This is a genomic window from Zhihengliuella sp. (assembly GCF_031178195.1).
In the GTDB taxonomy this organism is placed as follows: Bacteria; Actinomycetota; Actinomycetes; order Actinomycetales; family Micrococcaceae; genus Zhihengliuella.
The window spans coordinates 113,253-139,947 of sequence record NZ_JAPSJL010000002.1 but is presented as its reverse complement, the minus strand read 5'-3'; the positions used below and the strand labels follow the sequence as shown (position 1 = coordinate 139,947).

22 protein-coding genes are annotated in these 26,695 nt (G+C 70.4%); 3 read left to right on the top strand and 19 right to left on the bottom strand.

All coding sequences use genetic code 11. The features are described from left to right. Positions 1 to 260: 260 nt before the first annotated feature. The 3 genes from RIN46_RS03280 to glnA all read right to left on the bottom strand — a co-directional run bounded on the left by RIN46_RS03280 (position 261) and on the right by glnA (position 6,656). Positions 261 to 2,150, bottom strand: a complete 1,890-nt coding sequence (locus tag RIN46_RS03280; protein WP_309080001.1) for a BCCT family transporter — start codon at positions 2,148 to 2,150, stop codon at positions 261 to 263. A gap of 154 nt (positions 2,151 to 2,304) precedes the next feature. Beyond that, the gene (locus tag RIN46_RS03275; protein ID WP_309080002.1) at positions 2,305 to 5,313 is read right to left on the bottom strand and encodes a bifunctional [glutamine synthetase] adenylyltransferase/[glutamine synthetase]-adenylyl-L-tyrosine phosphorylase; all 3,009 of its coding nucleotides are present in this window, start codon (positions 5,311 to 5,313) and stop codon (positions 2,305 to 2,307) included. Between the two features lie 2 nt (positions 5,314 to 5,315). Beyond that, positions 5,316 to 6,656, bottom strand: a complete 1,341-nt coding sequence (gene glnA, locus RIN46_RS03270) for a type I glutamate--ammonia ligase (RefSeq protein ID WP_309080003.1) — start codon at positions 6,654 to 6,656, stop codon at positions 5,316 to 5,318. A 116-nt stretch (positions 6,657 to 6,772) separates the two neighbouring features. Between glnA and panB the strand changes: the two genes are divergently transcribed. Then, positions 6,773 to 7,615, top strand: a complete 843-nt coding sequence (gene panB, locus RIN46_RS03265) for a 3-methyl-2-oxobutanoate hydroxymethyltransferase (protein ID WP_309080004.1) — start codon at positions 6,773 to 6,775, stop codon at positions 7,613 to 7,615. An 89-nt stretch (positions 7,616 to 7,704) separates the two neighbouring features. On the opposite strand, the gene RIN46_RS03260 is transcribed toward panB, so the two are convergent. Next, a complete protein-coding gene (locus tag RIN46_RS03260; protein ID WP_309080005.1) occupies positions 7,705 to 7,878 on the bottom strand; it encodes an SPOR domain-containing protein in 174 nt (57 codons plus the stop codon). A gap of 106 nt (positions 7,879 to 7,984) precedes the next feature. On the opposite strand from RIN46_RS03260, the gene map reads away from it, so the two are divergent. After that, positions 7,985 to 8,857: a type I methionyl aminopeptidase gene (map, locus tag RIN46_RS03255; protein WP_309080006.1), complete on the top strand. Its 873-nt coding sequence runs from the start codon at positions 7,985 to 7,987 to the stop codon at positions 8,855 to 8,857. 51 nt (positions 8,858 to 8,908) lie between these two features. Further along, positions 8,909 to 9,709 carry a polyphosphate--glucose phosphotransferase gene (ppgK, locus tag RIN46_RS03250; RefSeq protein WP_309080007.1) on the top strand — a complete coding sequence of 267 codons (801 nt, stop codon included), beginning with the start codon at positions 8,909 to 8,911 and terminating at the stop codon, positions 9,707 to 9,709. 100 nt (positions 9,710 to 9,809) lie between these two features. Here the strand turns inward: ppgK and nrdR are convergent, their stop codons facing one another. The 15 genes from nrdR to ftsW all read right to left on the bottom strand — a co-directional run bounded on the left by nrdR (position 9,810) and on the right by ftsW (position 26,693). Next, on the bottom strand, positions 9,810 to 10,298 hold the full coding sequence (gene nrdR, locus RIN46_RS03245; RefSeq protein WP_309080008.1) for a transcriptional regulator NrdR: 489 nt from the start codon (positions 10,296 to 10,298) through the stop codon (positions 9,810 to 9,812). Between the two features lie 109 nt (positions 10,299 to 10,407). Next, entirely contained in the window at positions 10,408 to 11,799 is a 1,392-nt protein-coding gene (gene hisD, locus RIN46_RS03240; RefSeq protein WP_375141832.1) for a histidinol dehydrogenase, read from the bottom strand. Positions 11,800 to 11,881: 82 nt separating this feature from the next. After that, the gene (gene dnaE, locus RIN46_RS03235; RefSeq protein WP_309080009.1) at positions 11,882 to 15,445 is read right to left on the bottom strand and encodes a DNA polymerase III subunit alpha; all 3,564 of its coding nucleotides are present in this window, start codon (positions 15,443 to 15,445) and stop codon (positions 11,882 to 11,884) included. Positions 15,446 to 15,503: 58 nt separating this feature from the next. Further along, positions 15,504 to 16,442: an RluA family pseudouridine synthase gene (locus RIN46_RS03230; protein ID WP_309080010.1), complete on the bottom strand. Its 939-nt coding sequence runs from the start codon at positions 16,440 to 16,442 to the stop codon at positions 15,504 to 15,506. Continuing rightward, a complete protein-coding gene (lspA, locus tag RIN46_RS03225; protein ID WP_309080128.1) occupies positions 16,439 to 16,957 on the bottom strand; it encodes a signal peptidase II in 519 nt (172 codons plus the stop codon). The genes RIN46_RS03230 and lspA overlap by 4 nt, the downstream gene beginning before the upstream one ends. A gap of 160 nt (positions 16,958 to 17,117) precedes the next feature. Next, positions 17,118 to 17,834 carry a DivIVA domain-containing protein gene (locus RIN46_RS03220; RefSeq protein WP_309080011.1) on the bottom strand — a complete coding sequence of 239 codons (717 nt, stop codon included), beginning with the start codon at positions 17,832 to 17,834 and terminating at the stop codon, positions 17,118 to 17,120. Between the two features lie 165 nt (positions 17,835 to 17,999). Then, positions 18,000 to 18,293, bottom strand: coding sequence for a YggT family protein (locus RIN46_RS03215; protein WP_309080012.1), 294 nt, complete (start codon positions 18,291 to 18,293; stop codon positions 18,000 to 18,002). 15 nt (positions 18,294 to 18,308) lie between these two features. Next, positions 18,309 to 18,833 carry a cell division protein SepF gene (locus RIN46_RS03210; protein WP_309080013.1) on the bottom strand — a complete coding sequence of 175 codons (525 nt, stop codon included), beginning with the start codon at positions 18,831 to 18,833 and terminating at the stop codon, positions 18,309 to 18,311. A 68-nt stretch (positions 18,834 to 18,901) separates the two neighbouring features. Beyond that, on the bottom strand, positions 18,902 to 19,681 hold the full coding sequence (locus tag RIN46_RS03205) for a YggS family pyridoxal phosphate-dependent enzyme (RefSeq protein WP_309080014.1): 780 nt from the start codon (positions 19,679 to 19,681) through the stop codon (positions 18,902 to 18,904). Beyond that, on the bottom strand, positions 19,678 to 20,598 hold the full coding sequence (locus RIN46_RS03200) for a polyphenol oxidase family protein (protein ID WP_309080015.1): 921 nt from the start codon (positions 20,596 to 20,598) through the stop codon (positions 19,678 to 19,680). Before RIN46_RS03200 ends, RIN46_RS03205 begins: the two co-directional genes overlap by 4 nt. 83 nt (positions 20,599 to 20,681) lie before the next feature. Next, complete coding sequence (gene ftsZ / locus RIN46_RS03195; RefSeq protein ID WP_309080016.1) at positions 20,682 to 21,962, bottom strand: cell division protein FtsZ; 1,281 nt, start codon at positions 21,960 to 21,962, stop codon at positions 20,682 to 20,684. A 193-nt stretch (positions 21,963 to 22,155) separates the two neighbouring features. Continuing rightward, positions 22,156 to 22,896: a cell division protein FtsQ/DivIB gene (locus RIN46_RS03190; RefSeq protein ID WP_309080017.1), complete on the bottom strand. Its 741-nt coding sequence runs from the start codon at positions 22,894 to 22,896 to the stop codon at positions 22,156 to 22,158. Between the two features lie 7 nt (positions 22,897 to 22,903). Continuing rightward, on the bottom strand, positions 22,904 to 24,340 hold the full coding sequence (murC, locus tag RIN46_RS03185; protein WP_309080018.1) for a UDP-N-acetylmuramate--L-alanine ligase: 1,437 nt from the start codon (positions 24,338 to 24,340) through the stop codon (positions 22,904 to 22,906). Positions 24,341 to 24,348: 8 nt separating this feature from the next. Beyond that, positions 24,349 to 25,494 (bottom strand): undecaprenyldiphospho-muramoylpentapeptide beta-N-acetylglucosaminyltransferase, encoded by a 1,146-nt coding sequence (gene murG, locus RIN46_RS03180; protein ID WP_309080019.1) that lies wholly within the window; start codon positions 25,492 to 25,494, stop codon positions 24,349 to 24,351. After that, positions 25,491 to 26,693: a putative lipid II flippase FtsW gene (ftsW, locus tag RIN46_RS03175; RefSeq protein WP_309080020.1), complete on the bottom strand. Its 1,203-nt coding sequence runs from the start codon at positions 26,691 to 26,693 to the stop codon at positions 25,491 to 25,493. Before ftsW ends, murG begins: the two co-directional genes overlap by 4 nt. Positions 26,694 to 26,695: the final 2 nt, after the last annotated feature.

The window sequence follows — 26,695 nt, the reverse complement described above, 5'->3', positions numbered from 1 at the left end:
CACGGCTCGGATGACCGACCGGCCTCGGGCCACTGAGGGCCCGCACGCTGCGGCCGGCACCATGGTGCCGGCCGCAGCGTGCGGGCCCTCTTCTGTGTGTCTGGGCTCCCGGGCTCGGGGGCCAGTTCGCCGGACGCGCAGCCGGGCCGTTCCGACATGCCCTGGAGCCCCAGCGGCGCCCTCTGGAACTGCAGACGGCCGGCGGCAGCACCCCGTGTGGGTCCTGCCGCCGGCCGTCCGCCGTGCGAGTGCAGTGCGCGCTACACGCGTGCGCGCGCGTCGTCGTCGAGGTCGTCGCCGTCGAGGGTGTCGCCCCAGGACGTCTCCGGGCCCGGTACGGTGTCGGCGGGGTCGCCGCCTGCGTCGACGCTGTGCGTGGGCGCAGCGTCGTCCGACGGGGAGTCCCCCTCCGGGGTCTCGAGCGTATGCAGTTCGAAGGCCTCGCCGTCGTACCTGTCCACCGCGGTGACCACGGACTCGACAAGCACCTGCCGGGCCAGCTGGCCCTGGAGCACGTACGGGTCCTTGGCGAGGTCCTTCCACAGGGACACGCAGAGCATGATCATCACCACGAGGAACGGCAGGGCCGAGACGATGGTGATGTTCTTCAGGCCGGTGAGGGCGGCTGCCGGATCGTCCCCGCCCGCGAGGAGCATGACGGCTGCGACGGCGCCGACGGCGAGGCCCCAGAAGATGACGATCTTCTTGGAGGGCTCGATGACACCGTTCTCCGACAGGGTTCCCATGACGATGGAGGCCGAGTCGGCGCTGGTGACGAAGAAGATGCCGATGAGAACCACCGCGACGATCGTCATCGCCATGACCAGCCAGCCTGGCGCGGCCAGGTGGCCGAGGAAGTCGAACAGCGCGGTGTCGAAGTTCAGGTCCGGGGCGCCGTCCACCATCCGAGTGATCGGGTCGAGCGCACCGCCGGCGTTCTCCGCCCGGCGCTGGAGGCCGATGGCGCCGCCGCCCATGATGGAGAACCACACCAGCGAGATGACCGAGGGCACGACGAGGACGCCGGTGACGAACTGGCGGATGGTGCGGCCGCGGGAGATGCGGGCGATGAAGAGGCCGACGAACGGCGTCCAGCTCACCCACCAGGCCCAGTAGAAGATCGTCCACGAGGACAGCCAGGACTCCAGGGCCTCCCCGCCGGAGGCCGACGTGCGGGACGCCATGTCCGGGAGGTCCCCGATGAAGGAGCCGACGGCGTTGGGCAGCACGTTGAGGATGAACAGCGTCGGTCCGCCGATGAAGACGAGGACGGCGAGGACGATGGCCAGCACCATGTTGATGTTGGAGAGCAGCTGGATGCCCTTGGCCACGCCGGAGGCCGCCGAGGCCACGAAGCCGGCCGTGAGGACCGCGATGATCGCCACGAGGATCGTGGTGGTGACCGATTCCATGAGGCCCACGGCCTGGATGCCGCCGCCGATCTGCAGGGCGCCGAGGCCGAGGGAGCAGGCGGAGCCGAAGAGCGTCGCGAGGATGGCCAGGATGTTGATGACCTTGCCACCGATGCCGTCGGCGGCCTTCTGGCCGAAGAGTGGGATGAACATCGACGAGAACAGCTGGCGCCGTCCGAGACGGAACGTGCCGTAGGCGATGCCGAGGCCGACGATGGCGTACATCGCCCAGGGGTACAGGGTCCAGTGGAACAGGGTGGTGCCCATGGCCGTGTGCAGGGCCTCGGCCGTCTGCGGGTCGACGGTCCGGGGCGGGGGCGCCATGTAGTACCAGAGGGGCTCGGCGACGCCGTAGAAGACGAGGCCGATGCCCATGCCGGAGGCGAACATCATGGCGATCCACGAGGACGTGCGGAACTCGGGCGTCTCGTCGTCCTTGCCGAGCCTGATGCCGCCGAACCTGCTGGCGGCGACGACGATCACGAAGATCATGAAGAAGGAGGCGGCGACGATGAAGAGCCAGCCGAAGTTGCTGATCGTCCCGTTCAGCAGCGTCTCGGCGACCGAGCCGAGGCCGGCGGGGCTGACGAAGCCCCAGGCGACGAAAGCGACGGCCACCACGGCCGCGATGAAGAAGACGGTCTTGTCCAGCCCGGTCTCGCGGTGCGGCCGGTGCTTCCGTTTGGTCGCTTGGTGCAGTGTCTCCAGGAGGTCTTTGGTTGTCTCAGGTGTGCTCATAAGTCAGGGCGGGCAGCCGGCACGGCCGGAGCCGGGCGCTGTCCCGCTGGTCCTTCCACTTGGGGTCGAGCTTTGGTCAGAACGCCTCCACCTTACCGAAGGCCGTCAGTGGAGTGTCCAACCGGGGTGCCCTGCCCTCCCCCGCCCTGACCTGCTACTCGATGCCGTAGAACCGGTGCTCGAAGACGTGGCGCGCCCGTCGGGTCGCCCGGAGATAGTCCGATTCGAGATGTGCGCCCTGCCCGGACCCGTACCCACACCAGCGGGCGACCATCTCCAGGTCCTGCCAGCCGCGCGGCACGACGTCGGAGGGCCGCCCGGTGGTGATCAGGGTGCCGCTGCGGATCCGCGTCGCCAGGGTCCAGGCCTCGTCCAGCAGCGCGATCTCCTCGGCCGGGAGCAGGTCGGCACGTCCGATGGCAGCCAGCGCCTGCCGTGTCGACGTCGTGCGCAGCCCGGGATCCCCCGACGCGTGCTGCAATTGGAGGACCTGGACCAGCCACTCGACATCGCTCAGGCCGCCCCGGCCGAGTTTGACGTGGAGGGCCGGATCCGCCCCGCGCGGAAGTCTTTCGGCCTCCACGCGGGCCTTGATGCGCCGGATCTCGCGCAGCTCGCCCTCGTCCAGGCCGCGGTCGTAGCGGATCGGGTCGATCATCGCGAGGAACTGCTGGCCCAACTCGTCGTTCCCCGCCATCGGGCGGGCACGGAGCAGGGCCTGGCGCTCCCAGACGGAGGCCCAGCGGTTGTAGTACTCGCGATAGGAGGCCAGTGTCCGGACGAGTGCGCCCTGCTTCCCCTCCGGCCTCAGGGCGGCGTCGACCGTCAGCTTGAGCTCTGCCGGCACGGGAGGTTTCAGGTTGGCGGTGAGCAGCTGGCCGACGCGGGTGACGATCCGCGTCGCCTGCTCCTGCGCGTGGCCTTCGTCCGCACCGGCCGACGGCTGGTGGACGTACATGACGTCGGCGTCCGACCCGTAGCCGATCTCGCGCCCGCCCTGCCGCCCCATGGCGACGACCAGGACCGCGGTGACCGGCTGCTCCTCGGCGACGACCTCCGACCGGGCGAGTTCCAGCGCGGCCTGGACACAGGCGGCATCGGCGTTGGACAGGGCGTGACCGACCTGATCGATGTCGATGAGCCCGGCCCCCTCGGCAAGCGCGGTGCGCAGCATCTCCCGGCGGCGGTTCAGCCTGACGAGGCGCATGCCGGCCTCTGCGGTGGCCTGACGGCGGAGCTTGGCCGTGTTCTCCCGCAGGAGCTGCTCGCCGGTGAGGGGAGTCAGCTCATCGTCGTTGCCGAGCCAGGCGACGGACTCGGGCGAGACCTCCAGCCAGTCCGTGAGCAGGCGGGAGGACGACAGGATGCGGCAGAGGCGTTCCGCCGCGGCGTTGGAGTCGCGCAGCAGGCCGAGGTACCACGGGCTCTGTCCGAGCCGCTCGCTGAGCCGGCGGAAGCCCAGGAGTCCTGCATCCGGGCTGACCCCCTCGGCGAACCACCCGAGCAGGACCGGCAGGAGCTGGCGCTGCAGCGACGCGCGGCGGCTGACCCCGGCCGTGAGGGCCTCGATGTGGCGCATCGCCCCGGCTGGGTCCAGATAGCCGAGCGCCGCGAGACGGGCCTCGGCCGCCTCCGTGCTGAGCCGTACCTCGTCCGTGCTGAGATTGGCTGCAGTGGCCAGCAACGGCCGGTAGAAGATGCGCTCGTGCAGTGCACGGACCTGTCGCTTGGTCTGCTGCCACCGGTCCGAGAGGGCCGCAGCCGTCTGGCGCTTGGGCGACCCCGCCGCCTGGGCAGCGCAGGCCAGGGCACGCAGCGCGGGCTCCCGGGTCGGCATCAAGTGGGTGCGCCGAAGGCTGACCAGCTGGATCCGGTGCTCCAGGACGCGCAGATAGCGGTAGGCGTTGTCGAAGTCGGCGGCGTCGCCGCGCCCGATGTAGCCGGCTTCGGCGAGACGGGCGATCGCCGTCGTCGTGTCCCGCACGCGGAGCGTCTCGTCGATCCGTCCGTGCACCAGCTGCAGCAGCTGGACCGTGAACTCGACGTCCCGCAGCCCGCCTGGGCCTAGTTTGATCTGGCGGGCCACTTCCGCCGCAGGGATGTTGTCGCTCACCCGCCGGCGCATGGACTGCACGGATTCGACGAAGCCGTCGCGTTCGGGCGAGGACCAGATCAGGGGGGCCACGGCCGCTTCGTAGGCCTGCCCGAGCCGGGTGTCGCCGGCGATGCACCGGGCCTTGAGCAGGGCCTGGAACTCCCAGCTCTGCGCCCAGCGCTCGTAGTACGCGAGGTGGGATTCGAGGGTCCGGGACAGGACGCCGTCGCGTCCCTCGGGGCGGAGGTTCGGGTCGACTTCCCAGAGTCCCGGCTCCGCGGCCGGGGCGTTGGCGAGCTGGGCGAGGTGCCCGGCGAGGTAGGCGGCGATCGTCCCGGCCCGTTCCTCGTCCAGCTCGCCTGCGTCGTGCACGTAGACGACGTCGACGTCGGAGATGTAGTTCAGCTCGCGGGCACCGCATTTGCCCATGCCGATCACGGCGAGGGAGACCGCCGCGATCTCGTCCGGGGCGAAGCGCTCGGCCGCGTCCGCCCGGGCGACGGCCAAGGCCGCGTCCAGAGCGGCACCCGCGATGTCCGCCAGTTCGGCCCCGACGCCGGGCATGGCCCGCAGCGGATCCTCGGCCGTCAGGTCGCGCAGGGCGATCCGGACGACCTCGGCCCGGTAGGCGACGCGCAGGGCGAGCAACCCTTCCTGCCCGGCGAGCTCCGCGACCGGGGCGCCGTCCGGACCGGTCGCGCGGACGGAGGAGAGCAGACGATGGCGCAGCCTCGCTGGGTCCTGCGGGGCGAGCTCCGCGTCGGGGACGCCCAGCAGCTCGAGCTGCTCCGGATGCCGGAGGAGGAACTCCGCGAGAGCCTCGGAGGACCCGAGGAGACGGAAGAGCCGCACGCGGATCGCCGGGTCCGCGACCATCGGGGCGACCGCTGGCGCGCGCTCGGCGAGACGGACCAGGGAGAGTAACGCGAGGTCCGGGTCCGGCGCTTGGGCGAAGCCAGCGAGCAGATCGGCCGGGTCGCAGGCCGAGAGTTCGGGCGCTGCGAGGAAGCGCCGGGCCCGCTCGACGTCGTCGAACCCCATGCTGAGGAACTGGCGGGTGGAGAACACGGCTAGAGGATGCCGAGGTACCGGTTGATCTCGAACGGCGAGACGTTCTGCCGGTAGTCAGCCCATTCGTCACGCTTGTTGCGCAGGAACGATTCGAAGACCTGCTCGCCGAGGATGTCGGCGACCAGCTCGGACTCCTCCATCACCCTGATCGCGTCGTGCAGGCTGCCGGGCAGTGGGCTGTGACCGAGCGCGCGGCGCTCGGCCGTGGAGAGGCTCCAGACGTCCTCCTCGGCCGCCGGAGCGAGCTCGTAGCCCTCCTGGATGCCCTTGAGTCCGGCACCCAGCAGCACGGCGTAGGCGAGGTAGGGGTTCGCGGCCGAGTCGATCCCGCGGTACTCGATGCGCGCGGACTGGCCCTTGTTGGGCTTGTACAGCGGGACCCGCACCAGGGCGGAGCGGTTGTTGTGCCCCCAGGACAGATGGCTCGGTGCCTCTCCCCCGCCCCAGAGCCGCTTGTAGGAGTTGACGAACTGGTTCGTCACTGCGGTGAACTCGGGCGCGTGCTTGAGGACGCCGGCGATGAACTGCCGCGCTGTCTGCGATAGCTGGTACTCGTGCCCGGCCTCGAAGAATGCATTGGTGTCGCCCTCGAAGAGCGAGAAGTGCGTGTGCATCCCCGAGCCGGGGTGCTCGGAGAACGGCTTGGGCATGAAGGTCGCGTAGATCCCCTGCTGGATGGCGACCTCCTTCACCACGGTCCGGAAGGTCATGATGTTGTCGGCCGTCTGCAGGGCATCGGCGTAGCGGAGGTCGATCTCGTTCTGGCCGGGGCCGTTCTCGTGGTGGCTGAACTCCACGGAGATCCCGACGGCCTCGAGCATGGTCACGGCATTGCGCCGGAAATCCTGCGCGACGCCCCCGGTGACGTGGTCGAAGTAGCCGCCCTGGTCGACCGGGACGGGATCGCCGGCTGCGTTCAGGTCGTCCGACTCGAGGAGGTAGAACTCCACCTCGGGATGGGTGTAGCAGGTGAAGCCCATGTCCGCGGCGGCGGCCAGCTGCCGCTTGAGCACGTGGCGCGGATCGGCCGGCGACGGCGAGCCGTCGGGCGTGAGGATGTCGCAGAACATGCGCGACGTCGGCTCCGTCTGACCGCGCCAGGGCAGGATCTGGAAGGTTGAGGGGTCCGGCTGCAGCAGCATGTCCGCCTCGTAGATCCGGGACAGTCCCTCGATGGAGGAGCCGTCGAAGCCCAGGCCCTCCTCGAAGGCCCCCTCGACCTCGGCGGGAGCCAGGGCGACGGATTTGAGCGATCCGACGACGTCGGTGAACCACAGACGGACGAACCTGACGTCCCGTTCCTCGATAGTCCTCAGCACGAACTCCTGCTGACGATCCACGTGCGTCTCCTTCCGTCCGGCCGACCGACGCCGCGGGGCGCCGCCGATGTCACTCTACTCGCGGACCAGTATGACCGGCTCACATGTCAGGCGGGTTTCAAACTACCCTTGCCCCTATGACAAACGAGGAGAACGCGCCCGGTTCAGGCACCCCCTCCGAGCGTCCCGCGAAGGTCCGGATCCACCACCTCGCGCGCGCCAAGGAGGAACGCCGGAAGTTCACGATGCTGACAGCCTACGACGCCCTCATGGCGGAGGTCTTCGACGAGGCCGGGATCGACGTCCTGCTGGTGGGCGACTCCGCCGCCAACAACATGATGGGGCACGCGACGACGCTGCCCATCACGGTAGAGGAGATGCTCGTCTTCTCCCGTTCCGTCGCCGCGGGAGCCACACGCGCCCTCGTCGTCTGCGACCTGCCCTTCGGCTCGTACGAGGAATCGGCGGAGCAGGCGGTCCGCACCGGGGTCCGCTTCATGAAGGAGGGCGGTGCCCACGCGGTCAAGATCGAGGGCGGCGCCTACTACAGCGAGCATGTGCGTGCCCTGGTGAATGCCGGGGTGCCGGTGATCGCGCACATCGGCTTCACTCCGCAGAGCGAGCATGCGCTCGGCGGCTACCGCGTCCAGGGCCGCGGGGACGCCGCGGCGGCGCTCCTCGAGGATGCTCGTGCCCTCGAGGCGGCGGGCGCGTTCTGCGTCCTCATGGAGATGGTCCCCGCCGACGTCGCCGCGGACGTCGACGCGGCACTGGCCGTGCCGACGATCGGCATCGGCGCCGGCGGAGCGACGACGGGCCAAGTCCTGGTGTGGCAGGACATGCTGGGCCTGCGGCGTGGGCGGCAGCCCCGGTTCGTGAAGCAGTACGCGGACCTGCGCTCGGTGGTGCACGACGCCGCCGCCGCCTACCGGGACGAGGTGGCCGCGGGCACGTTCCCGGCGGAGGAGCACTCGTTCTGAGCCGCTCCCGGCCGAGCCGGGCGCCCTGTGGATGCGGCACCGCCCGTCCATGATGTAAGGTGCATCACGGACAGCGACCCGCACCCGGGCTACTCGTCCTCTGCGTCCCACGCCTCGTTGCGGCGGCGCACCTTCTCGAGAGCCTGCTCGGCCTCCGCACGCGTCGGATAGGGGCCCAGCAGCTTCGTCCAGTCCGACTGGGCGCCGCTCTCGACCTCATGTGTTTCGACGTTGAACCAGTAATCTCCGGTGGGCTCGCTCATCGGTTTCTCCTCCCATGTGGATTTTCCGCGGTGCAATGGGGCTCGCGTCACCCTTTGTCAGCACCATACTCGCACGCCCTCGCGGCGCGCGGATAGGATCGAGAGCATGGCTGCAACCACCGCACCCGCCGGGCGCCTCGAGCCCGGCACGCCCACGCCGTCCCGACGCGTCCCCGCATCCATCGCACGTCCGGAGTACGTCGGGAAGCCCGCCCCCGCCCCCTACGAGGGGTCGGACGTCCACGGCCCCGAGACCGTCGAACGGATCAGGCGGGCGGGCCGCATCGCCGCACAGGCCCTCGTGGAGGTCGGCCGGGCCGCACGTCCGGGGGTCACAACCGACGAGCTCGACCGCGTCGGGCACGAGTTCCTCCTCGATCATGGGGCGTACCCCTCCACCCTGGGGTACCGGGGTTTCGGCAAGAGTGTCTGCACCTCGATCAACGAGGTCATCTGCCACGGAATCCCCGACACCACGCGCCTGGAGGACGGCGACATCGTGAACGTGGACATCACCGCGTACGTCGACGGCGTCCACGGCGACACGAACCGGACCTTCCTCGTCGGCGACGTCGACGAGGAGTCCCGCCTCCTGGTCGAACGCACCGAGGAGGCGCTCCGTCGCGCGATCCGGGCAGTCGCGCCCGGCCGCGAGCTCAACGTGATCGGCCGTACCATCTCGGCCTACGCGAAGAGATTCGGCTACGGCGTCGTCCGGGACTTCACCGGCCACGGCGTGGGGAAGGCGTTCCACACCGGCCTGGTCATCCCGCACTACGACGCCGCCCCGGCCTACAGCCAGCTCATGGAGCCGGGCATGGTCTTCACGATCGAACCGATGCTCACCCTGGGCACCCACGAGTGGGACATGTGGGACGACGGCTGGACCGCCGTGACCCGCGACCGTCGGCGGACCGCCCAGTTCGAGCACACCCTCGTCGTCACCGACTCCGGCGCTGACGTCCTGACACTTCCCTGACCAGACCAGACCAGCCCAGTCCAGTTCGCCCGAGAAACCAGAGGAACCCACATGGCCCAGGACACCAAGACCGCTACCCCGGCCACCGCGATCGGCATCGATATCGGAGGCACGGGGATGAAGGGCGGCATCGTCGATCTCAAGAAGGGCAAGCTCGTCGGGGACCGGTTCCGGATCCCGACGCCGAAGCCGTCGACACCGGAGGCCGTCGCCGACGTGGTGGGCGAGATCGTCGACGAGCTGATGAAGCGGGACGAGGCCCCGGCGCCCGGGACGCCGATCGGCGCGGCGTTCCCGGCCATCATCGACGACGGTGTCGCGCGCTCGGCCGCGAACGTCGACAAGTCGTGGATCGACGCGGATGTCGACGCGATCTTCACGGAGCGGTTGGGCCGCGAGGTGCACATCATCAACGATGCCGACGCAGCCGGGCTCGCAGAGGCCCGTTACGGGGCTGGCAAGAACGTCAAGGGCTCGGTCCTGGCCATCACGCTGGGGACGGGGATCGGATCCGCGATGCTGTTCGACGGGAAGCTGGTCCCGAACTTCGAGCTCGGCCATCTGGAGCTCGACGGCCACAACGCGGAGAGCCGTGCCTCGGCGTCGGCCCGCGAGCGGGAGGACCTGCCCTGGGACGAGTACTCGAAGCGCCTGCAGCGCTACTTCTCCCACGTCGAGTTCCTCTTCTCGCCGAAGCTGTTCATCATCGGCGGGGGCATCTCGAAGCGCAGCGAGGACTTCCTGCCCCACCTGGACCTGCGCACCCCGGTGGTCGTCGCGGAGCTGAAGAACAACGCGGGCATCGTCGGCGCCGCCCTGCAGGCGGCCCTGCACTTCAAACTCGTCGACTAGCTCTACTCGGCCCGCTCCGCCGCAGCCGGCACATCAGCCCCGGTCCTCCGCCCAGCGGCGGCCGGGGCTCCGCCATCTCGGGCGGCTCAGTCGACGGACCTCAGTCGGCGGACAGGGGGCGCTGCCGGCCCTGCGGGCCATCGTCGGACCGGGCCCGCAGGGCCTCGATGGCCTGCTCGAAGTCCTCGAGGGACTCGAAGTCCTGGTAGACGCTGGCGAACCGCAAGTAGGCGATCTGATCGAGTTCCTGCAGCGGTCCGAGGATCGCGAGGCCGACCTGGTGGGCGTCGATCTCCGCAGCGCCGGACGAGCGGACCGCCTCCTCGACCTCCTGGGCGAGGACGGCGAGATCGTCATCGGTGACCGGCCGGCCCTGGCAGGCCTTGCGCACCCCGTTGATGACCTTCGCACGGCTGAACGGCTCGGCCACGCCGGAGCGCTTGATGACGGACAGGCTGGCGGTCTCCACGGTGGTGAAGCGGCGCCCGCATTCGGCGCATTGGCGCCGACGGCGGATGGCGGAGCCGTCCTCGGTGAGCCGGGAGTCGACGACGCGCGAGTCGGAGTGGCGGCAGTATGGGCAGTGCATCGGCGGACCTTCCTCCCAACTCGTACGACGGACAGCTGGATCAAGTGTAGTCGCAACGGGGTAGGAGCCCGTCCGCACCGGGTCCGGGCGACGGCGCGCTCGGCCGGGCTCAGTCGGCCTGGGTCCTCCGGCGGACGGCGACGGCGTCCCCGTGGGCGGGCAGGTCCTCGGCCCGTGCGAGGGCCTCGACGTGGTCCGCCACCTGCTCCAGTCCGGCGCGGCCGTACTCGATCACCTGGATGGCCTTGAGGAAGGTGGCGACATTGAGGCCGGACGCGTAGGCGGCCGTGCCGCTCGTCGGGAGGACGTGGTTCGAGCCCGCGGCGTAGTCGCCCAGGCTCACCGGGCTGTACGGTCCGACGAAGATGGCGCCGGCCGCCGTGATGCGCGCCGCCACGTCCCCGGCGTTCTCGGTGAGGATCTCGAGGTGCTCCGCCGCGTAGACGTCGGCGACGCGGATCCCCTCGGCCAGGTCGTCGACCAGCACGACGGCGGACTGCTCGCCGGCCAACGCCGTGCGGACGCGTTCGCTGTGCTTGGTGCGCCGGGCCTGCCACCGGAGCGCCTCCTGAACTCTGCCCGCGAGCGCCTCGGAGGCGGTGATCAGGACGGCGGCGGCGTTGGGGTCGTGCTCCGCCTGGCTGATCATGTCGGCCGCGACGAAGTCCGGGTCGGCCGTGTCGTCGGCCAGGATCGCGATCTCGGTCGGCCCCGCTTCCGCGTCGATGCCGACGACGCCCTTGACGAGTCGCTTGGCGGTCGCCACATAGACGTTGCCGGGACCGGTGACGACGTCGACCGGCTCGATCGCGGCGGCCTGCCCCGAGGGATCGATGCCGTAGGCGAACGCTGCGATCGCCTGCGCCCCGCCGATGGCGTGGACCTCCTGGATCCCGAGCAGGTAGGCGGCTGCGAGGATCGTCGGGTGGGGCAGGCCCCCGAACTCGCGCTGCGGCGGCGAGGCCAGGGCCAGCGAGCCGACACCGGCCGCCTGCGCAGGGACTGCGTTCATCACCACGGAGCTCGGGTAGACGGCCAGCCCGCCCGGGACGTAGAGGCCGACCCGCCGGACCGGCTCCCACCGCTGCGTGACGCTGGCGCCGTCGCCGTACTCGACGGTCGTGTCCTCGGGGCGCTGGGCGCGGGCGAAGATCCGGGCCCGCCGGATCGATTCCTCCAGGGCAGCCCTGATCTCCGGGTCCAGCTCTTCGGCCGCCCGCCGCAGCTCCGCGTCCGGGACCAGGGTGGTCTGCTGGGCCACGCCGTCGAACTGCTGGGCGAGCTGGGCGAGCGCGCCGAAGCCCTCGGCGCGGACACGGCGGATGATCCCCTCGACCGTCTCGGTCGCCCCGGCGACGTCCTGCTCCGGCCGGGGCATGACGGCCTTCAGCTCCGCGTGCGTGAGGGGGTGCCCGGTGGCAGCGCGGCGCAGGTCGAGATGGCGGACGAGCGGGGCGTCGTCGGCGCTGCTGGGGCTGGGGTTCGGGTTCGTCTCACTCACCCGACCAGCTTACGACGGCGAGCGTCCCGTGGTCCGGCGGCGCCGGCCACTGTGACGCGGCCGACGCCCACCGGCCCCGGGATCAGACGTCCAGGCAGGCCGGGCCGAGGAGCACCTTGAGGTCGCCGAAGAGCGCGGGGTTCGGATTCACGCGGAAGTCCGGCCCGAGCCGCATGAGCTGGACGGTTCGGGTGCCCGCGAGTTTGACGCGCACCTCCGTGTTCCCGGGGTGGGTCTTGAGGACCTGACCGAGCGCGTTCACGACGGGCTCGGTGGCCTTGTGGTGCTGCATCGAGATCACGACGGGACCCGCGAGTCCGTCCTCGCTGATCTCGGGGATCGTCATCTCCTGGGCGGAGATGCTGATCGCGCCGTCGTCCCGGCGCTGGAAGCGGCCCTTGACCACGACGATGAGGTCCTCGGCGAGGACGGACGCGATCGGCCCGTACGCCTGCCCGAAGAACATGACCTCGATGGAACCGGTCATGTCCTCGATCTCGCACCGGGCATAGGGGTTGCCGCTGGTCTTCGCGATCCGGCGCTGCAGCGACGTGATCATTCCCGCGATCTTGACCGGCTGCCCGTCATGGGGCCCGTCGTCACCCAGGAGGCGGTCGATCGGCATGTCGGCGTGCTGCTCCAGCACCCCGCCCAGGCCCTGCAGCGGATGGTCCGAGACGTACAGTCCGAGCATCTCGCGCTCGAAGCCGAGCTTGTCCTTCTTCTCCCACTCGGGCAGGTCCGGCACCTCGACCGTCAGACTGGAGCCGGCGTCGGCGTCGTCCATGCCGCTGAAGAGGTCGAACTGATTGGCGGCCTCGTTGCGCTTGAGGACGATGACGGAGTCGACGGCCTCCTCGTGGATCATGGCGAGCGCGCGGCGCGGCTGCCCCATCGAGTCGAACGCTCCCGCCTTGATCAGGGACTCGATGGTCCGCTTGTTGCAGACCACGGCGGGGACCTTCTGCAGGAAATCGCTGAAGGACTGGTAGCCGCCCTTCTCCCGGCGGGCCTCCACCATGGCGTTGACCACGTTGCTGCCGACGTTGCGGATGGCGCCCATGCCGAAACGGATGTCCCCGCCGACCGGGGTGAAGTTCAGGGCCGACTCGTTCACGTCCGGCGGGAGCACGGTGATGCCCATGCGGCGGGACTCGTTGAGGTACATCGCGAGTTTGTCGCGATCGTCGCCGACGGAGGTCAGCAGGGCCGCCATGTACTCGGCCGGGTAGTGCGCCTTGAGGTAGGCGGTCCAGTAGGAGACCAGGCCATAGGCGGCCGAGTGCGCCTTGTTGAAGGCGTAGTCGGAGAACGGGAGCAGGATGTCCCAGAGGGACTTGATGGCTGTCTCGGAGAAGCCGTTGTCCACCATGCCCTGGTGGAAGGCGGCGTACTGCTTGTCCAGTTCCTCCTTCTTCTTCTTGCCCATGGCGCGGCGGAGGATGTCTGCCTGGCCGAGAGAGTAGCCGGCCACCTTCTGGGCGATGGCCATGACCTGCTCCTGGTACACGATCAGGCCGTAGGTCGTGTCGAGGATCTCCTTCAGCGGCTCCTCGAGCTCGGGGTGGATCGGGGTGACCTCCTGGAGCCCGTTCTTGCGCAGCGCGTAGTTGTTGTGCGAGTTCGCGCCCATGGGGCCCGGACGGTACAGGGCGATGACGGCGGAGATGTCCTCGAAGTTGTCCGGGCGCAGCAGACGCAGGAGGGAGCGCATGGGGCCGCCGTCGAGCTGGAAGACGCCCAGGGTATCGCCGCGGGCGAGCAGCTGGTAGGCCTCCCGGTCCCCCACGTCCAGGGTCTCCAGGTCGAGCCCCTCGCCCCGGTTGGCGCGGATGTTCTCGATCGCGTCGGAGATGATCGTGAGGTTGCGCAGCCCCAGGAAGTCCATCTTGATCAGCCCGAGTCCCTCGCAGGTCGGGTAGTCGAACTGCGTGATGACCTGGCCGTCCTGGAGCCTTCGCATGATCGGGATGACATCGATGATCGGGTCCGAGCTCATGATGACGCCGGCGGCGTGCACGCCCCACTGGCGTTTCAAGCCCTCGAGGCCCTTGGCGGTCTCGAAGACGCGCTTCGCCTCGGGGTCGGTGCCGATGAGCTCGCGGAAGTCGGCGGCCTCGCCGTAACGCTTGGCGGAGGGATCCTCGATGTCCTTCAGCGGGATGTCCTTGGCCATGACGGCCGGCGGCAGTGCCTTGGTCAGCGTCTCGCCCATGGAGAACGGGTAGCCCAGCACGCGCGAGGAGTCCTTCAGCGCCTGCTTGGTCTTGATGGAGCCGTACGTGACGATCATGGCCACGCGCTCGTCGCCGTACTTCTCGGTCACGTACTTGATGACCTCGGAGCGGCGGCGATCATCGAAGTCGACGTCGAAGTCGGGCATGGACACGCGGTCCGGATTGAGGAAGCGCTCGAAGATCAGCCCGTGGCGCAGCGGGTCCAGGTCGGTGATGCGCATGGCGTAGGCGACCATCGACCCCGCGCCTGAGCCACGGCCCGGGCCCACGCGGATGCCGTTGTCCTTGGACCAGTTGATGAAGTCGGCGACGACGAGGAAGTACCCGGGGAACCCCATCTTGATGATGATGTCGAGTTCGTAGTCGGCCTGCCGGCGGACGTCCTCCGGGATCCCGTCCGGGTAGCGGTAGTGGAGGCCCTTGTCGACCTCCTTGATCAGCCAGCTCGTCTCGTCCTCGCCCGGCGGGCAGGGGAACTTCGGCATGTAGTTGGCGTCCATGTCGAAGGAGACCTCGGCCCGCTCGGCGATGAGCAGCGTGTTGTCGCAGGCCTCGGGGAGCTCCTTGAAGAGCTCGCGCATCTCCCGCGGGCTCTTGACGTAGTACCCGGTCCCGGAGAAGGCGAACCGCGACCCGCCCTCGTCGTAGGTCGGCTCGTCCAGCGTGGAACCGGAGTTGATGGCCAGCAGGGCCTCATGGGCCTTCGCGTCGTGCTCGTGGGTGTAGTGCAGGTCGTTCGTCGCCACGAGCGGCAGGCTCAGCTCCTTGGCCAGGCGGAGGAGGTCCCGGGTGGTCCGGCGCTCGATCTCGAGGCCGTGGTCCATCAGCTCGCAGAAGTAGTTCTCGGCGCCGAAGATCTCGCGGAACTCGGCTGCGGCCTGCTTCGCCTCCTCGTACTGGCCGAGGCGAAGACGGGTCTGGATCTCCCCGGACGGGCAGCCCGTGGTGGCGATGAGACCCTCGGCGTGCTCGTTCAGCAGTTCGCGGTCCCAGCGGGGGTACTTGCCCAGCGGGGAGTCGAGCGAGGCGCGGGAGGACGCCCGGAAGAGGTTCCGCATGCCGGTGTTGTTGTAGCTCAGCAGCGTCATATGCGTGTAGAGGCCACCGCCGGAGAGATCGTCCCGCTTCTGGGACTCGTCGGTGCGCCACTTCACGCGCTGCTTGTCGGTCCGGTGCGTGCCCGGGGTGACATACGCCTCGACGCCGATGATCGGCTTGATGCCGGCCTGGCGGGCCTTGTTCCAGAAGTCGAAGGCGCCGAACAGGTAGCCGTGGTCGGTCGTGGCGATGGCGTCCATCCCCAGCCGCTCGGCTTCCTTGAAGAGCTCCGGAAGGCGCGCCGCCCCGTCGAGCATCGAGTACTCGGTATGGGTGTGCAGATGAACGAAACCGTCTCGCGTAGAAGCCACCCGTACAGTCTAGGAGCCCGGCCCGACGTGTTGGCGCCATGGGCCGGGCGTGGGGCCGTCAGGCGAGGTCGGCTCCGTCACGCAGGAGGTCCAGCGCCTGCTGCAGGTCCGCTGGGTAGCTGCTCTCGAAGTCGACCCACTCCCCCGTGACCGGGTGCGGGAACCCGAGCCGGTGGGCGTGCAGCCACTGCCGGGTCAGCCCGAGTGTGGAGGCCAGACGCGGATCCGCGCCGTAGGTCAGGTCTCCGGCGCACGGATGGCGCAGCGCGGAGAAGTGCACGCGGATCTGGTGGGTGCGTCCGGTCTCCAGGTGGACCTCCACCAGAGAGGCCCGTCCGAAGGCCTCGAGAACCTCGTAGTGGGTGACGGAGGGGCGCCCGTCCTCCGTGACGGCGAACTTCCACTCGTGGCCGGGGTGGCGGCCGATCGCGGCGTCGATCGTCCCGCGCGTCGGATCCGGGATGCCCTGAACGACGGCGTGGTAGACCTTGCGGGGCGTCCGGTCGCGGAAGGCCTGCTTCAGCACCGTGTAAGCGCGCTCACTCGTGGCGACCGTCATGAGGCCGGAGGTACCGACATCGAGGCGGTGGACGATGCCCTGGCGCTCCGCGGCGCCGGAGGTGCTGATGCGGTACCCCGCCGCCGCGAGCGCGCCCACCACGGTCGGCCCGACCCATCCGGGCGAGGGGTGCGCTGCCACGCCCACCGGCTTGTCGATCACGACGAAGTCGGGATCCTCGGCGATGATCTTCAGGTCCTCCACGGCCTCCACCTTCACGGCCAGCGGGTCCTCCCGGTCCGGCACGGATACTTCGACGATCTCCCCTCGGACGAGCCGACGGGACTTGGCGGCAGGCCGACCGTCGACGGCGACGAGCCCGTCGCGGCACCACTGGGCCGCCCGCGTGCGCGACTCCCCCAGCGAGTCCGCCACGAAGGCGTCCATCCGGACGCCGTCGTCCTCCTCGAACACCTCGAGGAATTCCTGCCGGCTCACGGGCCCGTCCGCCCCGACTCGGGTGCGTCGTCGGCGGGCGGGCCCACGCCCTCCCGGGATCCGTCGAGGTTCACGCCGCGGAAGATCAGCAGGCACACGCCGATCATCGAACAGACGACGAAGGAATCTGCGACGTTGAAGACGGCGAAGTCCGGCAGCGCGATGAAGTCCACGACATGGCCCATGCCGAACGACGGCTCCCGGAACAGGCGGTCGATCAGGTTCCCGGCGGCGCCGCCGGCGACACCGCCGAGGGCGAGGGCCCACGGCAGGTGGCGGACCTTCCGCAGCAGCGTCGCGACGTAGACGACGACGGCGGCCTGCAGGATTGTGAAGATCCAGGTGACGTCCGTGCCGATGGAGAACGCTGCCCCGGGGTTGAGGATGTAGTGCCACGAGAGGACCGGATCGATGACCGGGATCTTCTGCCCGAGGCTCATGGTGCTCTCGACGACCGCCTTGGTGGTCTGGTCGAGGACGACGGCGATCGTGAAGACCGCCGCGGCAACCGCCACGCAGCGTCCGGCTCGGACGGAGCCGTGCTGCGCCGTCGTGCGCTCGGGGTTGTCCACTGGTCCTCCGGGTGGGTCTGGAGGGACGTTGCCGCCGTCCCGGTGCGGTGGTTAACGCACCATCGGCGGCCGGATCACCGGCCGCCGATGGGTCGAAGCGTCGTTACGCCTTGTCGTTGCTGTCCGGAGCCGACGAGCCCTTGGCCTCGAGGTCGCGCAGCTGGCCCTCGATGTACGCCTTGAGCCGGCCGCGGTAGTCGCGCTCGAAGGTGCGGAGCGAGTCGACCTTCTGCTGCAGCTCGGTCTTCTGGACCTCGAGCGCGTTGAGCGTCTGGCGGCTCTTCTCCTCGGCCTCCTCGACCAGGGACTTCGCCTTGGTCTGGGCCTCGGCGATGATCTTGTCGCGGGTCTTGGCACCCTCGTTGACGTACTCGTCGTGGAGGCGCTGCGCCATGGCCAGGACGCCTGCGGCGGACTGGGCGGTGTCCCCGCCCTGCTGCGGTGCAGCGGCAGCCGCGGCGGGGGCCTCGGCGGCCGGCGCAGGAGTGGCCGGAGCAGCGGCAGCCGGCTTGTCCGAGGCCTTCTCCGCAGGCTTCTCCGCGACCTTCTCCGTGGCCTTGCCGGCGTCGGCGTCGGCCTTCGCCTCGGTCTTCTCGGCCGGGGCCGCTGCGACCGGGGCGGGAACGGCGGAGGTCTCGGAGCCCTCGCCGGACTCCAGCTCGGCGATCTGGCGGCGCAGCTCGTCGTTCTCCTGGTTCAGGCGACGCAGTTCGACGACGATCTCGTCGAGGAAGTCGTCAACCTCATCCTGGTCGTAGCCCTCACGGAACTTAGTCGGCTGGAATCGCTTGTTGACAACGTCTTCTGGCGTGAGCGCCATCTGGTCACCTCGATACTTAGGTCTGTTCCCAGCCTCAGCAGATTGGCCGGGCAGGCTTTTCACATTCAGTGGGACGGAGGCCAAAGCCCCTGATCACTTCGCTAACAAGACTATAACGGTTATCCGGTCAGGGCTAACAGGAGCCCTTTGTTCTTCATTGAGTCTTCAGGCCCCGGCGATCGTCGAGACGATCACTTTGGCGATGATGACCACGAAATAGAGGACGAGGAACGCGAGATCGAAGCGCATCCCGCCCAGATCCAGCGGCGGGATCTTGGAGCGCAGCCAGCGCATCGGCGGGTCCGTCAGGCGGTAGACGAAGCTGGCCACGATGAGCGCGATTCCGCCGGGACGCCAGGTCCGGGCGAAGGACTGCACGATGTCGAAGACGATCCTGATCATCAGCACGATCTGGAAGACCGTCAGGGCGATGTAGAGGACGGCGAAGAGGAGATCCACGGTCGAGCGGCCCGGCTAGCTCTGGTTGAAGAAGGAGGTCTGCTCCTCGGAGGCCTTCTGATCCTCGCCGAGGACTTCGATGGTCGAGGGCGAGAGCAGGAACACCTTGTTCGTCACACGCTCGATGGTGCCGTGGAGGCCGAAGACGAGACCGGCGGAGAAGTCGACGAGCCGCTTGGCCTCCGCCTCCCCCATGTCGGTCACGTTCATGATCACCGGGATGCCGTCCCGGAAGCTCTCCCCGATGATCTTCGCATCGTTGTACGAGCGCGGGTGAACGGTCGTGATCTGACGCAATTCGAAATCCTCGTCCCTCGATGAAGCTGCGCGCTTGATGGGCGTGACCGGCGCCCTGTACTCGTTGTCGGCCTCGGGCGGCTCGGGGGCCGCCGCGGGCCTGGTCTCTTCGCGGGCCGCCGCCGGCTCGGTTCGGCGCACATCGTCGCGTTCGGCCGATTCGACGCGTGCCGTCTCCTCGTAGTGCTCGTCGCCGTCGGCGAGGCCCAAGTAGATCATCGTCTTGCGCAGTGCGCCAGCCATGGTCTTCTCCTTCAGATCGTGCGCGGCCCAGCACCGCCGGATTCGCTGGATCTCCCGCTGAGTCGACGCTACCGCACGGCAGGACGCGGCCCGAGGACATCAGAGCCTATTCTCAGGTGTGTCGCACCGTGTGCTACGGCCGATTCCAGGTCCTGGCTCATCCCGGCCGAGATCGCCGTGGCCTCCGGATACTGCTCCTGCAGCCGCAGAGCGATAGCGCGAAGTCGTTCGAACGCCTCGTCGGGGTCCCCGCCCAGGGGCGCGACCGCCATGACGCCGCCGAGCTCGAGCCCGGGAGCGGCCGCGATCGCCGCGGCGATCGAGGAGACGTCGTCGGGTGCGGCCCCGCCCCGGCCGGGCTGGGCGGCGTCCGCCCCGCCGTCGTTCCAGGCGTCCGGTCCGCCCTGGTCCAGATCCACCTGGACGAGCGCGGTCAGCGGCGGCCGCGGCGGTTCGCCCGCCTCTCGACGCCGCTCCTGTTCGCGCTCCATGGCGCGGGCCAGTGCCCCCACGAGCGGCTCGCGGTCCACCGAGTGCACGGCGGATGCGTAGCGCACCACCGACTTGGCCTTGTTCTTCTGCAGCTGTCCGATGAAGTGCCACTCCAGGTCCAGGTCGGCGGTCTCGGCGGCCTTGGCCGCCGCCTCCTGGTCCCGGTTCTCCCCGACCGCCCGCACGCCCAGCCCGCTGAGGTGGCGTACGTCGGAGGCCGGGAAGAACTTGGTGACGACGATCAGCTCCGGAGTCTCCCGCCCGGCGGCACGCGCCGCGTCGGCGATGCGTCGCCGGACCCGCTCGAGCCGCTCCGCCAGATCCTGCCGGCGCCCCTGTGCCGCTGGGTCGTTCATCGGCTTCCTCCCGTCGTGTCCGCTGCAGTTCCGGCCCGGTCCCCCGAGGCGGGGCCCATCCACGCGAGGCCGGCGAACCGGCCGCAGCGGGAGTCGCGCCGGTAGGAGTAGAAGCGGGCGTCCTCGAGGGTGCAGATCCCCGACGGCACGACGGCGACTCCGCCCGAGCGCAGCTGCGCCGCCGCGGCCCCGGGCAGGTCGAGCGACGCAGTCCCCCAGCTCGTGGTGGCGCTGATGCCGGGCTGCTCCGCCTCGGCCTGCCGGGCCATCGCCTCCGGGACCTCGTAGCATGCACCGCAGATCGAGGGGCCGATCCAGGCCGTGATCTCGAGCCCGGCGTCGGCGTCCGCCACCGGCCCGTCGGGACGGGAGCCCTGGTGCGCGGACGCTGCGACGGCCCGCATCCGCGCGACCGTGGCGGGGAGGATCCCGGAGAGCAGTCCGCGCCGACCGGCGTGCGCGACGGCCCGGACGACCCCGCTGTGGCCATCGCGGCCTCCCGGGCCCTCGGCGCCGTCGGGTCCCTCCCTGCCGGCGGAGCCGGTGCCGGGACGGGCCGGCACTCCGACCAGGACGACCGGCACGCAGTCGGCGACCATGACGGCCAGCGCCGCACCGTCGTCACCCGTGACCAGTGCGTCGGCAGTGGGGGCGGCATCGGCCACCGAGGGATCCTCGGCACGGCGCGCGTCCGCGTCGGGAACCCCCGGCACGACGGCGACGTCGGCCGAGTGGACCTGGTTCATGTAGTGGACCCGGTCGGCGCCGAGGGCCGCCGCGACCGCGGCGCGCCGGCGGTGCACGGCCTGCGCGTCGTCGTCGACGTGGAGGGCCAGGTTGCCCTCGGCGACGGTGGTGAACGCCACCCGCGGGACGAGGCCGGACCGCCTGGCGGTGCCGGCGTCGAGCTGGAGCATCGGAATCCTTCCTGGGACGACGCCGGCCGGGCGGACACTCGGTCCGACCGGCCGGGGTCGCGTGGCATGCTGCGGCGGTGCGGCTACTTCAGGAAGTCCGGGACGTCCAGATCGTCGCCGCCGCCGGCGCTGAGATCCTGGTCGACGACGGACGGCAGTTCCTCGTACTGCGAGCCGCCCTCCGCAGCCGCGGCCGAGGACTGGGCCGGAGCCCCGACCGGCTCCAACGGCACCGTGCCGCGGACGGGGGTCCCCGACGGCGCATCCAGGGGCACGGTCCCCGGGACGCTCGTGGGCTGCTGCGCGCTCTCGCCGGCGGTCCCCGCCACGGCCCCCGCAGCGCCCGCGGAGGCGCCGTTCGCCAGGGGCGAGGCCGGTGCGGCGCTGGAGCCGTAGGCGGCCGGCGCGCTCGTCGCGTCGACCTTGTCGAATCCGGCCGCGATGACCGTCACGCGCGCCTCGTCGCCGAGGGCGTCGTCGATGACGGCGCCGAAGATGATGTTGGCCTCGGGGTGGGCGACCTCCTGGACGAGACGCGCGGCCTCGTTGATCTCGAACAGCCCGAGGTCGGATCCGCCCTGGATCGAGAGCAGCACGCCGTGCGCGCCGTCGATCGAGGCCTCGAGCAGCGGCGAGGCGATGGCGAGTTCCGCGGCCTGGACGGCGCGGTCCTCGCCGCGGGCGGATCCGATGCCCATGAGCGCGGACCCGGCGCCCTGCATCACGGACTTCACATCGGCGAAGTCGAGGTTGATGAGGCCGGGCGTGGTGATCAGGTCGGTGATGCCCTGGACGCCAGAGAGCAGCACCTGGTCGGCCGAACGGAAGGCGTCGAGCACGGAGACGTTCCGGTCGCTGATGGACAGCAGCCGGTCGTTCGGGATGACGATGAGGGTGTCGACCTCGTCGCGCAGTGCGTCGATGCCCGCCTCGGCCGAGTTGGCGCGGCGGCGGCCCTCGAAGGTGAACGGGCGGGTGACGACGCCGATGGTCAGCGCACCGAGCGACCGCGCGATGCGGGCCACCACGGGCGCGCCGCCGGTACCGGTGCCGCCGCCCTCGCCGGCGGTCACGAAGACCATGTCGGCGCCGCGCAGGACCTCCTCGATCTCCTCGGCGTGGTCCTCGGCGGCCTGTCGGCCGACCTCGGGGTTGGCGCCGGCGCCGAGGCCGCGGGTGAGTTCGCGGCCCACGTCGAGCTTGACGTCGGCATCGCTCATCAGCAGCGCCTGCGCGTCCGTGTTGATCGCGATGAATTCGACGCCTCGAAGGCCGACCTCGATCATGCGGTTGACGGCGTTGACGCCGCCACCGCCGATGCCGACGACCTTGATGACGGCGAGGTAATTCTGGGGAGCTGCCACGTCCTGTATCCCTTGCTCGATGTGCTCTACGGTGTGCTGCCGAAGGTCTGACCTTCGCCTACGGAGCCGACTAACCTTAACCCTCAGGTTGAGAGTTATACTTATGTCAAGCTGTGTCTCTATAGACGCTATGGGCCGCTAGGTCCCGAAGCAATGACCGGGGCCGCGTGTCGTCCAATACTTCGCCCCGCGATCAATTCGTCACGGGCCGCTCGGGGCTGGACACGTCGATGACCTCCACCGGCTCCTGGCCCTTTGGCGTCTCGACCGTCAGCAGCGCCGCGAGGACGGCCGCCTTCTCGGCGCCGTGCTCTGAGTTGCCCCACACGACCCGCTCCCCCGAGGCGAGTTTCAGCTCCACGGAGTCGATGCTCTGCGCGGTGGCGGACTCCATCTGCTTGAGCACCTCGGGCGGCAGGGTGGAGAGCACGGAGGTCACGGTCGCGAACACGTCGGGCTGCTCCTCGGCGCTCACCCCCTCGATGTAGGGCAGCTCCACGGAGCCGCGCTCGTCGACCGGGGCCAGCGGCTCGCCGGTGGCGGAGACCATCTGGAACGCGCCCGACTCGCCCACCACGGCGACCGGCTGGTGCTCCTCGATCACCACGCGGAGCGTGTGCGGGGCCTCAGCCTGGATGACCACCGATTCGACGGCCGGCTGGTCGGCGAGGAGCTCCTCCACCGTGCCCGGGCCGACGCGGGGCAGCGGCACCCCGAGCAACGGCTCCAGCTCCGACTGGACGCGTGCCGTCGGCGTCAGCCGGTTGCCCTCGATCTCGACCTGCTCGATGGCCAGCAGCGGCGAGTAGAGCAGGACCAGGATCAGGGCCGCCACCGTGCCCAGGATGCTGCCGCCCCAGATCAGGAGACGGCGCTTCCAGACGCTCCGCGCCGCGGGCGGGAGTTCGACGACGTTCGGGGACTCCGCAGTCATCGGCACCTCAGGCGTCGTCCCGCCGGGCCGCCGTGGAACCGTCCCCGACGGCCGAGATGGCGGCGAGGATCCGTTCCCCGTACTCGGTGACGTCGCCGGCACCGACCGTCATCACGATGTCGCCGGGACGGACGCCGGCGGCCACGGCGGCCGCCGCGTCCTCGGCGGCGACCAGTCCCCCGTCGGTGTCCAGCCCGGCGGCGATGAGCTCGCTCGTCACCCCGGGGATGGGCGTCTCCCGCGCGGGGTAGATGTCCAGGAGCCGGGCGGTGTCGGCCTGCGAGAGCGCCGCGGCGAACTCGCCCGCGAACTCCCGGGTCCGGGAGAAGAGGTGGGGCTGGAAGAGCACGTGCACGCGGTGCGTCCCGGCCACCGAGCGTGCGGCCGCAAGCGCCGCGGCGACCTCGGTGGGGTGGTGCGCGTAGTCGTCGTACACACGCACCCCCGCCGCCTCGCCCCGGTACTCGAACCGTCGGGAGGCGCCGCGGAAGGCGGCCAGTCCGGCCGCCGCGGCGTCGGGCTCCACGCCGAGCTCGAGGCCGACGGCGAAGGCCGCGGCGGCGTTGAGGAGGTTGTGGTCACCGGGGACGGCGAGGTCGAGGCCCGCGCTCCGGCCCTCGTCCCACTCGAGGCCGCAGCTGTAGCGCAGACCGTCCGCGGCGGCGCCGACGAGCCTGAGCCCGGCGGCGTCCGTGAAGCCGTACGTCCGCACCCGCACCTCCGGCCGGGCCTCGCGCACCCACTCCGCCAGGGCCGCGGCGCCGGGATCGTCGGCGCAGGCGACGAGCAGACCGCCGGCCGGAAGCAGCCCGACGAACTCGCGGAAGATCCCGTGCACGGCCTCCGCCGTGCCGTAGTGGTCCAGGTGGTCGGCCTCGACGTTGGTCACGACCGCGATGTCGGGCGCGTAGTTCATGAAGGAGCCGTCGGACTCGTCGGCCTCGGCGACGAAGATCCGCCCGGCCCCGAGCTCGGCGTTGACGCCGAGTCCACCCACGTTGGCACCGATGGCGAACGAGGGCGAGAGCCCGGCCTCGCGGAGCATGACGGCGACCAGCGACGTCGTCGTCGTCTTGCCGTGGGTGCCGGCGACCGTGACCACCGTGTGGCCCTCCATCGTGGCGGCGAGCCCCTCGGAGCGGTGGAGGATGCGCAGTCCGCGGCGCCGGGCCTCGTCGTACTCCGGATTGCCGTCCTTGATGATCGAGGAGGCGACCACGGTCTCCGCGTCGCCGAGGTTCTCCGCCGCGTAGCCGACGCTGACCCTGGCGCCCTGCGCCGCCAGCTCGCGCAGGACCGGGAGGTCCTTCGCATCGGTGCCGGAGATGGCGACCCCGCGGGCCTGCATGAGCCGTGCGACGGCGGAGACGCCCACGCCGCCGAGGCCGAGGAAGTGGACGCGGCCGAGCTCGTCGAGCCGGGGTGCGCGCTGCCGTGGTGCCATGCTGTCCTTCACTTGCTCCCCGTTCCCTGGTTGCCGGATCCCTGGTCTTCCGATGCCGCGGCGACGACCTGGCCGACGATGCGGGCCATCGCCTCCGCGGCGTCGCGCCTGCCGTAGGCAGCGGCCCGCCGCCCCATGCCCTCGAGGCGTTCGGCATCGTCGAGGAGGGGCAGCACGGTCGACGCGACGTAGTCCGCGGTGAACTGCGCGTTCTCGACCATCAGCGCGCCGCCGGCATCGACGAGCGGCTGTCCGTTGTGCCGCTGCTCGCCATTGCCGATCGGCAACGGCACCAGCACCGCGGGCAGCCCGACGGCGGCCAGCTCGCAGACCGTGCCGGCGCCGGAGCGGCACACCATCAGGTCCGCGGCGGCGTAGGCGCGCTCCATGCCGTCGACGTACTCGACCTGGACGTACCCGGGCGCCGTGAGCAGGCGACCGTCGTCGTCGAGGATCTGCTTGTCCCGGCCGGTGATGTGCAGGACCTGCGTACCCGGGGCCCGCTGCGAGATCGCCGCGACGGCGCCGGCGAGGGCCCGGTTCATGGAGACCGCGCCGGAGGAGCCGCCGGTGACGACCAGCGTCCGGGCCTCCGGGTCCAGACCGAGCCCGATCCGCGCCCCGCGACGCTCGGCCTCCCGGTCGAGACCGGCGATCTCGGCGCGCATGGGCATGCCGACGACCTCCGCGCGGGGCAGCCCCGTTCCCTCGAAGGCTGCAGCGACCCGGGCGGCGATGCGGGCGCCGACCTTGTTCGCCAGGCCGGCGCGCGCGTTGGCCTCGTGGATCACCACGGGGATGCCGCGGAGCCGGGCGGCGAGGTAGACGGGCGTGCACACGTACCCGCCGACGCCGACGACGACGTCGGCCCCGGCGCGGTCGAGGATCCCGCCCGCGTGCTTGACGGCCTGGGCGAAGCGGAACGGCAGGCGCAGGAGCGCCCGGCCGGGACGGCGCGGCATCGGGACGCGCTCGATGGTCTCCAGCCGGTAGCCGGCGGCGGGGACCAGCCGGGTCTCCATGCCGGACTCGGTGCCGACGGCGACGATCCGCGCACTCGGGTGGAGGTCCTGGAGGGCGCGGGCGATCGCCAGCAGGGGCGAGACGTGCCCGGCGGTGCCCCCTCCGGCGAGGACGATCGATGGTTCCTTCATGCGCGTTGCGAGCTCTTTCCGTCGGTGGTGCGGGCCAGCGGCTCGCGGGCGGTGTGCCGCGCGAACGCGAGCACGACGCCCACGGCCGCGAGCGAGATGGTCAGGGCGGACCCGCCATAGGAGATGAAGGGCAGCGGGATGCCGATCACGGGCAGCAGGCCCGTGACCATGGCGATGTTGATGAACGCCTGGCCGACGAGCCACGCCATGATGGACGCGGTGGCGATGCGGACGAACCGGTCGTGGCTGCGGTAGGCCACGCGGTAGAGGGCGATCGCGAGGACCGCGAAGAGGACCACGATCACGAGGGAGCCGATGAGTCCGAGCTCCTCGCCGATGATGGCGATGATGTAGTCGGTCTGGCTCTCCGGGAGGTAGCTCCACTTCTGCCGCGACTGGCCGAGGCCGACGCCCCACCATCCCCCGGAGGCCAGGGCGTAGAACCCGTGCATCGGCTGGTAGCAGGCGTCGTTGGTCTCGCAGTCCAACTTGAGCCAGGCCGCGAGCCGGCTCATGCGGTTGTCCGAGGTCAGGAACGTGCCGAGCACCCCGACGATCCCGAGGACGCCGCCGACCGCGAAGACCCGTCCCTGGGCGCCGCCCATGAAGAGTGCCGCGCCGATGATCAGGGCGAGGACCAGGAGCGTTCCGACGTCGTGCCCCAGCAGGACCAGCCCGAGGATCATCGCTCCGCCGGGGAACACGACGGGCACGACGGCGTGCTTCCAGTCCGTGCGGACGAGGGGGGCCTTGGTGACGAGGACCTGGGCCGCCCAGATGCTCAGCGCGAGTTTGGCGGCCTCGGAGGGCTGCGCCCGCATGCCGGCGATCTCGATCCAGTTCCGGTTGCCGTTGACGGTCACCCCCAGCGGCGTGAAGACGAGCAGCAGCAGCGCGCAGGCCAGCGCGAAGAGCATCCACGCGTAGCGTCGGTAGACGCGCACCGGGACGCGCGAGAGCCCGAGCATCAGGATGAAGCCGAGCACCGCGAAGACACCCTGGCGCAGGAAGAGGACGAAGGAGCTGGTGCCACTGGCGATGGCGGTGACGGAGGACGAGGAGAGGACCATGATCAGCCCGATGACCGTCAGGGCCAGGGCGCTGCCGAGAATCATGTAATAGCCGCTGTTGCGGCTCCCGTCGTCGCCTTCCAGCACGCGCCAGAAGCGTTGCATCCCCCTCGCTGGCCGGGCTGTCACGT

What these genes read in the sequence shown, in the direction of transcription:
- ppgK (WP_309080007.1), top strand. Translation starts at nt 8,909, where the DNA reads ATGGCCCAGGACACCAAGACCGCTACCCCGGCCACCGCGATCGGCATC.
- RIN46_RS03200 (WP_309080015.1), bottom strand. Translation starts at nt 20,598, where the DNA reads ATGCTCCAGCTCGACGCCGGCACCGCCAGGCGGTCCGGCCTCGTCCCG.
- murC (WP_309080018.1), bottom strand. Translation starts at nt 24,340, where the DNA reads ATGGCACCACGGCAGCGCGCACCCCGGCTCGACGAGCTCGGCCGCGTC.
- RIN46_RS03260 (WP_309080005.1), bottom strand. Translation starts at nt 7,878, where the DNA reads ATGAGCGAGCCCACCGGAGATTACTGGTTCAACGTCGAAACACATGAG.
- RIN46_RS03190 (WP_309080017.1), bottom strand. Translation starts at nt 22,896, where the DNA reads ATGACTGCGGAGTCCCCGAACGTCGTCGAACTCCCGCCCGCGGCGCGG.
- RIN46_RS03210 (WP_309080013.1), bottom strand. Translation starts at nt 18,833, where the DNA reads ATGGCTGGCGCACTGCGCAAGACGATGATCTACTTGGGCCTCGCCGAC.
- murG (WP_309080019.1), bottom strand. Translation starts at nt 25,494, where the DNA reads ATGAAGGAACCATCGATCGTCCTCGCCGGAGGGGGCACCGCCGGGCAC.
- panB (WP_309080004.1), top strand. Translation starts at nt 6,773, where the DNA reads ATGACAAACGAGGAGAACGCGCCCGGTTCAGGCACCCCCTCCGAGCGT.
- map (WP_309080006.1), top strand. Translation starts at nt 7,985, where the DNA reads ATGGCTGCAACCACCGCACCCGCCGGGCGCCTCGAGCCCGGCACGCCC.
- RIN46_RS03205 (WP_309080014.1), bottom strand. Translation starts at nt 19,681, where the DNA reads ATGAACGACCCAGCGGCACAGGGGCGCCGGCAGGATCTGGCGGAGCGG.
- RIN46_RS03220 (WP_309080011.1), bottom strand. Translation starts at nt 17,834, where the DNA reads ATGGCGCTCACGCCAGAAGACGTTGTCAACAAGCGATTCCAGCCGACT.
- RIN46_RS03280 (WP_309080001.1), bottom strand. Translation starts at nt 2,150, where the DNA reads ATGAGCACACCTGAGACAACCAAAGACCTCCTGGAGACACTGCACCAA.
- nrdR (WP_309080008.1), bottom strand. Translation starts at nt 10,298, where the DNA reads ATGCACTGCCCATACTGCCGCCACTCCGACTCGCGCGTCGTCGACTCC.